The following is a 7,717-nucleotide window of genomic DNA, read 5'->3' on the forward strand; positions in this document are numbered from 1 at the left end:
AATAAAACAATGATAATTACATTAACTATAATTTTGGTATTCATTGCGATAATTTACCTATTTGTTCAACAGGCTCAATTTGGGAAAACACCAAGTGGAAATAGATTAGAATTAATAAAAAAATCTCCTAATTATAAGAATGGTAAATTTCAAAATCTTAGTCATACACCAGATTTAACAGAAGGTGCTTCCTTTTTTTCTATTATGAAAGAGTTTTTATTTAATAAAAATGAATTCAAAAAACCAAATCAAATTATTCCATCTACCAAAATCAATTTACTAGAGCTAGACCCATTAGAAAATGTGGTTGTTTGGTTTGGGCATTCGTCTTATTTTATACAAATTGATGGAAAGAAAGTATTAGTTGATCCTGTTCTTAGCGGTTCGGCTTCACCGCTTTCTTTTACAAATAAAGCTTTTGAAGGAACATCTAATTATACAACAGATGATTTTCCTGAAATAGACTACCTGTTTATCTCGCACGATCATTGGGATCATCTTGATTATAAAACCATCATGAAGTTGAAGTCCAAAATAAAAAACATTGTTTGTGGGTTAGGAACTGGGGCTCATTTTGAACATTGGGGTTTTGATTCCAATAAAATTATTGAAAAAGATTGGAATGAAACCTTTACTCTTGATGATGGATTTGAAGTGAGTACGGTTCCAGCAAGGCATTTTTCAGGGAGAAGTTTTATAAGAAACAAAGCCCTTTGGGTGTCATTTGTATTAAAAACTCCAACATCAAACCTATTTATTGGTGGTGATAGCGGATATGACAATCATTTTGTCGAAATAGGAAAACAATTTGGACCATTTGATTTGGCTTTTCTAGAAAACGGACAATATGATAAAAGTTGGAAATACATTCACATGACACCAAACGAAGTGATTCAAGCTGCAATTGATCTCAATACAAAAGCATTATTTCCTGTTCATTCATCAAAATTTGTGTTGGCTAATCATGATTGGAATGAGCCTTTGTCAAAAATAACAGAACTTTCTGAAGCAACAAATATTCATTTAATCACGCCATTAATAGGAGAAAAAGTAATGCTAAACGAAAAAAAAGTATTTCCAAAATGGTGGGAATTTTCTAATTAACTATTACAAGAAGTGATTTAACTAAAAACTTAAAAAAATTAATCATGACAGCAGCAAATTGGGACATAGATTCTCGTCAATCAGATGTTATACTTAGAGCCAGACATTCAATAATTGCTTATTTAGCAAGTTCAATAAATAAGTTTAAAGGTTCTATTAATGTTAAAAATGATGAATTGGAAGATGCATCAGTAGAATTTGAAATTGATGTAAACCAAAAAAGTGGAAAATTAGAAAAAATGGAAACGAACTTTCAATTGAAAGATTTGTTTGACACAACACAAAATCCAATCATCAGTTTTAAGTCGACTTCATTCGAGAAAGTGAATGCTAATATCAATTTTATAAAAGGATATTTAACCATAAATAATGTTACCAAAATTGTAGAACTTGATGCTGTATTAATTGATTTAGAAACTTACAACGGCATCTCAAAAGCAATATTTGAAGTTATTGGAAAAATAAACCGCAAAGATTTTGGCTTATACTATAATTCATTTAGTCAATCCAACGGCATAATGATTGGACAAGAGATAACTATAAATGCCAATTTAGAATTTTTAAGTAAAATTAATTAATGTTAAATTTATGTAAATACTTTGGAAACTATTTTGGTATCTAAAGTTTCCTTTTTACATTTGCACCAGAAATTTAAAATAAAATGAAAGAGAAAATCATTAAAACCGCGACAGATATGTTCCTGAAACTTGGTTTCAAGAGCGTAACTATGGATGACATTGCCTGCGAGATGTGTATTTCTAAAAAAACGATTTATAAATTTTTTTCTAATAAAGAAGTTTTAATCGCTGAAGGAACAGAAATAATACATCAGAATATTCATAAAATAATTGATGAAATTGTTGCTAAAAATTTTAATGCAATAGAGGAGAATTTCGAAATCCGTAAAATGTTTAAAGAGATGTTTCAATCATTAGATACTTCGCCACTATTTCAATTAAAAAAGCATTATCCTGAAATATATCAAAAAATGATGGCTAATGAAATAGAAGATTGTAATACGGTTTTTACTCAGAATATTATAAAAGGAATCGAACAAGGTCTTTACAGAGAGAATCTTGATGTCGAGACTTATGTCAAATTCTATTACACACTAATTTTTTCAATAAACGAAACAACACAAAAAGAAAGTGAAGCATTAAAGCTAGAGTTATATGCTTTAGAATATCACACAAGAGCAATTGCAACTCCAAAAGGAATTACAGAACTTGAAAAACAACTATCAACCCTTATATAATCATCAATCTATGAAAAACAAACTGATATTAGCTTTGTTCTTGTTTGCATCAATTTTGCAAGCTCAAGACAAAAAAGAAAGCTATTCTTTTACTTTACAACAAGCAATAGAACATGCAACTCAAAACAACTATTCAGCAATAAATGCAAATAGAGATATAGAAGCTGCAAAACACAGAAAATGGGAAACAACTACAATAGGTTTGCCGCAAATAAACGGAACGGTTAGTTACTTAAACAACTTACAATACACAAAACAAGGAGTTACTGGTGGTGGTGCTTTTGGTGGTGAGCCAGGTTCGGTTTCTACCATTGCTTTTGGAACAAGACATAGCGCAAATGCTGGAGTAACATTAAGTCAATTACTTTTTGATGGTTCTTATTTAGTAGGACTACAATCGGCAAAAGTATATTTGAAAATATCCGAAAATGCCAAGTTAAAAACCAATCAAGAAATTAAAGAAATTGTTATTAATTCCTACGGAAACGTACTTCTTGCAGACGAAAGCATTTTGATTTTTGAAAAAAACAAAGTTGTTCTCGAAAAAACACTGTCGGATACCAAACAAATTTTTAAAAATGGTTTGATAGAAGAAGAAAATGTAGAACAACTGCAAATAACATTAGCATCGGTAAACAGTGCTTTGGCAAATGTAAAGCGTCAGAAAACAATTGCTGTAAATATGTTGAAACTTATTTTAGGAATTAATCTAGATAACGAATTAATATTAACAGAAAAACTAGATGAACTAACACAAAAAAATGTCGATTTATTATTGCTTCAAGAAGAATTTAAAGCAACCAATAATATAGATTATCAAATAGGTGAAAATTTGCAAGAAAGCAAAAGATTATTGCTAAAGTATGAGAAAAGCAAAGAACTTCCTTCTTTAGGAGCAGCATTAAATTATGGTTATAATGCTTTCGAAAATAAATTTAATTTTTTCTCGAAAGACCAAAAATGGAATAATTTTGCCAATCTCGGTGTGAGTTTAAATGTGCCTATATTTAGCAGTTTGGGAAGTAGTGCAAGAAAACAACAAGCAAAAATTGCATTAGAACAAGCAACAACCAAACTTACAGAAACAGAGCAAACCTTAAAACTTCAATTCGAAAAATCTAAAAGCGATTACGAATTTACCATCGAAGAGTTTGCAACAAATAAAAACAATTTGAAGCTTGCCGAAAGAATCGAAACCAAACAGCAAGTTAAGTTTAAAGAAGGATTGTCAACCAGTTTTAATCTTAGCGAAGCCCAACGACAATTGTACACGGCGCAACAAACCTATCTTCAATCGATGGTCGATGTGATCAATAAAAAAGCAACTTTAGAGAAATTAATAAACAGAAAATAATCAAACAATTATATAAAATGAAAAAGATAATCTTAATTTTTACAGCATCAATCCTATTGATTTCATGTGGAGGAAATGAAAATACAGCAACAACCGATGCACTAATCGAAACAAAAAATGTTGCCAATATTAAAGCAAAAAGAGACTTATTACAAGCAGAAATTTCTAAAATAGATGCGGCACTAGCCACTTTAGATGTCAAAACTGATCAAGAAGCATTGGTTTCTGTATTAACAGTAAAAGACACCGTTTTCAACCATTATCTTGAAGTGCAAGGAAATGTAAACACAAAAGAAAATATTTTGGTACAGCCAGAAATGCCTGGAACATTAGTTTCTCTAAACGTTATTGCTGGCCAAAGAGTAGGAAAAGGACAAGTTTTAGGAAGAACAGATGATGGCGGAATGAGCCAACAATTAGCATCGATAGAAAACCAATACGCATTGGCAAAAACAACATTCGAGCGTCAAAAAAATCTTTGGGATCAAAAAATTGGTTCAGAAATTCAGTTTTTGCAGGCACAAACGCAAATGATTGGATTACAAAAATCGGTTTTACAAATGAAAGCTCAATTGTCTAAAACATTAATAAAAGCACCATTTACAGGAGTTATCGATGCTGTTTTTGTAGAACGTGGACAAGTTGTTGCTCCAAGCCCACAAGGATTAATGCGAATTGTCAACTTATCTAATATGTATGTTTCGACAGAAGTTCCAGAAACGTATATCGGGAAATTAAAAGTTGGTTCTTTGGTTAATGTTTCTTTAACAAGTTTAGGAAAAACATACCAAGGAAGAGTTCGTCAAGTAGGAAACAATATTAATCCTGCCAATAGAAGTTTCGGAATAGAAGTTTCGGTGCCTAATCCAGGAAATTTATTGCGTCCTAACCAAGTTGCAAAACTTCAAATTATCGATTACACTAAGAAAAATGCGATTGTGGTTCCAACAAACACAATACAATCTAATGGTGACGGAACAAAATTTGTTTACATCGCTAATAACGTGAACGGAAAAACAGCTGTGGCTAAAAAAGTAGTCGTAACAACCGGCCAATCATCAGAAAATGTTACCGAAATTTTATCAGGTGTAAAAACAACCGATGTAATCGTTACCGAAGGAATTAATACAATTCAAGAAGGTACAAAACTTAATTTTTAAATAAAGGTTAAAAGGTTTAGAAATGTTTAAAAGTTTAGTTTATAATTAAATCAATAAATTTTCTAGTTTGTTAATCTTTTCCAAAGTCTAAAAACTAAAACATCTAAAAACTAAAACATTTCTAAACTTTTACAAATATGAAAACATTTTCTTTTGAAAAATTAATTGTTTGGCAAAAATCGAAACAGCTAGCAGTTATAATTTACAAATGGACTAAAAATTTCCCTAAAGAAGAATTGTTTGGAATGACAAGTCAGATGAGAAGATGTAGTGTTTCAATAGCATCAAATATTGCAGAAGGCTCTGGAAGGCATTCTGCAAAAGACAAAGCAAGATTTACAGAAATTTCATATAGTTCGGCGTTAGAACTATTAAATCAAACCATAATATCATTAGAATTAGAGTATATAACCGAAGAAAATTACAAATTAATAAGAAAGGAAATAGAAGAAGTAACATATATGCTTAATGCATTGTATAAAGCACAATTAAAAAGTTTAGAAGCTTAGAAGGTTTAATGTTTAGTTTAATACTAAACGCCTAAACATTTTTCTAAACCTCCTAAACCCTTTTCTAAACCTTCTAAACTTTTTTTAAACAAAAAAAATATGGAACACAAAAACCACGAATTTAGCATATCAAGTTGGGCTGTCGATAATCGCGTTACAGTATATATCCTAACTTTACTTATCGTTGTAACGGGTATTATCGCCTACGTTACAATGCCTCGCGAGGATTTCCCTGAAATTATTGAAAACAAAATTTATATCTCATCAGTTTTCCCTGGAAACTCTGCCGAAGATGTCGAGAAACTAATAGTAAAACCACTCGAAAAAGAAATTAAAAACATTACTGGTGTCGAGAAAATTACCTCAAGTTCTTTTCAAGATTACGGAATGATTATTGTCGAATTTGCCGATAAAGTTTCGGTAGAAGAAGCGAAAACTAAAATTAAAGACAAAGTTGATGTTATAAAAGCTGATACCGATTGGCCAAATCTTGACAATGGAAGTAAAGTAGAACCTAATGTTTTCGAATTGAATATTTCGGAAGAAGTGCCTATTTTGAACATTAATCTGCAAGGAAATTATACCACGCAACAACTAAAAAAATTCGGCGAATTACTTCAAGATGATATCGAAGAAATTCCAGAAGTAAAAAAAGTTGATATTCTTGGTGTAGATGATAAAGAAGTAGAAATTGCTGTCGATATTTTCAAAATGACAGCAGCACAAGTTAGTTTTGATGAAATTCAGAATGCAGTCAAATACGAAAATATGACACTTTCTGGAGGAAATTTAATCTCTCAAGGTTCACGAAATAACATCAGAATTGTTGGGGAAATTAAAGATCCTAAAGAACTAGAAAACGTAATCGTAAAATCTTACGGAGGAACAGTTTACCTAAAAGATATTGCAGTTGTAAGTTTTAAAGAAAAAGAAAAAACAACTTATGCTCGCGAAAAAGGAACCGAAGTTGTGATGCTTACCGTAAAAAAACGTTCTAACCAAAACATGATTTCTGCCATCGAGCAAGTGAAAGAAAAATTAGAAAAAGCAAAAGAAGCTTATTTACCAAAGGACTTGAAATTAGACCTTTCTAACGACCAATCTTCTCGTGTAGAACACCAAGTAGACGAACTTTCTAACCACATTATCTTCGGAATTGTGTTGGTTATGATTGTATTAATGTTTACGATGGGATTACGAAATTCATTATTTGTTGGAGCAGCAATTCCGTTATCAATGCTAATGGCATTTACCATACTTTCGGCATTTGGATTAACGCTAAACACGATGGTTCTTTTCGGTTTGGTTATGGGATTAGGAATGCTGGTCGATGACGGAATTGTCGTCGTCGATAATGTATTTGCCAATATGAAAAAAGGTATGAACCGTATTGATGCTTCTAAAATTGGAATTGGAGAAATCGCTTGGCCTGTAATTTCATCAACAGCAACAACATTAATGGCGTTTTTACCATTTGCGTTATGGCCTGGAACTATGGGTAAATTTATGAAATATTTCCCAATTACATTAACCGTAACTTTATCAGCTTCTTTATTTGTGGCAATGGTTGTAAATGCTGCGATGACGGGTGGTTCTATGGATATTGAGGATAAAAATGTATCTAAAAAATCGGCAAAAACTTATTCTATAATATTTACCATTGTAGCTGTTATTTTTGTGCTATTAGGAAATATTTACGATTCTAAAATAGCAAAAGCTATTGGGCATTTAGCCATAATCTCATTAGGATTAATGTGGTTATACAAAATAAAATTATACCAATGGACACAAGATTTTCAACATAGTTTTTTCCCAAGAATGGAAGAAAAGTATAAAAGCTTTTTATCTAAAATCCTTACAGGAAAAAGAGCTTGGATTGCTTTAGGAACTATAATAGGAATGTTGTTTTTCTCATTTATATTGCTGGGAATTTTCCCAAGAAAAGTATTGTTTTTCCCAGATAATATTCCAAATCAGGTTATTACTTATATCGAATATCCGCAAGGAACAGATATTGGGAAAACCAATAAAGCAACCTTATTTGTCGAAAAACAAGTTATTTCGATTCTAAGTAAATATGTTGATCCTACAACCAACAAAAATTACTTGGCAGAATCTATCGTTTCTCAGGTTGGTGTTGGTGCAGGAAATCCAAATGTAGATGCTGGTTCAGCTTCAGAAACGCCGTATAAAGGTAAAGTAACAGTCAATTTTTCGGAATTCAAATTTAGAAAAGGAATCAATACTTCCGATATTCTTGAAGAAATTCGAGGTAAAGTAAAAGCCATTGCAGGAGCTACTGTAACTGTCGAAAAGGATGCTGCAGGACCGCCAG

General features: G+C 31.5%; 7 protein-coding genes. All 7 read left to right on the top strand.

The window, feature by feature from the left end:
- On the top strand, positions 1 to 1,104 hold a 1,104-nt coding region (locus ACH2BG_RS06635; RefSeq protein ID WP_395046924.1), incomplete at its 5' end, for an MBL fold metallo-hydrolase.
- A 44-nt stretch (positions 1,105 to 1,148) separates the two neighbouring features.
- Positions 1,149 to 1,682, top strand: a complete 534-nt coding sequence (locus tag ACH2BG_RS06640) for a YceI family protein (RefSeq protein ID WP_395046925.1) — start codon at positions 1,149 to 1,151, stop codon at positions 1,680 to 1,682.
- An 83-nt stretch (positions 1,683 to 1,765) separates the two neighbouring features.
- The gene (locus ACH2BG_RS06645) at positions 1,766 to 2,359 is read left to right on the top strand and encodes a TetR/AcrR family transcriptional regulator (RefSeq protein ID WP_395046926.1); all 594 of its coding nucleotides are present in this window, start codon (positions 1,766 to 1,768) and stop codon (positions 2,357 to 2,359) included.
- 10 nt (positions 2,360 to 2,369) lie between these two features.
- Positions 2,370 to 3,713 (top strand): TolC family protein, encoded by a 1,344-nt coding sequence (locus tag ACH2BG_RS06650; RefSeq protein ID WP_395046927.1) that lies wholly within the window; start codon positions 2,370 to 2,372, stop codon positions 3,711 to 3,713.
- Positions 3,714 to 3,730: 17 nt separating this feature from the next.
- Entirely contained in the window at positions 3,731 to 4,873 is a 1,143-nt protein-coding gene (locus tag ACH2BG_RS06655) for an efflux RND transporter periplasmic adaptor subunit (RefSeq protein WP_395046928.1), read from the top strand.
- Between the two features lie 137 nt (positions 4,874 to 5,010).
- Complete coding sequence (locus ACH2BG_RS06660) at positions 5,011 to 5,382, top strand: four helix bundle protein (protein WP_395046929.1); 372 nt, start codon at positions 5,011 to 5,013, stop codon at positions 5,380 to 5,382.
- A gap of 99 nt (positions 5,383 to 5,481) precedes the next feature.
- Positions 5,482 to 7,717: efflux RND transporter permease subunit (locus ACH2BG_RS06665; RefSeq protein WP_395046930.1), on the top strand; the 2,236-nt coding region annotated here is incomplete at its 3' end.

The organism is Flavobacterium sp., from assembly GCF_043779715.1.
Lineage (GTDB): Bacteria > Bacteroidota > Bacteroidia > Flavobacteriales > Flavobacteriaceae > Flavobacterium.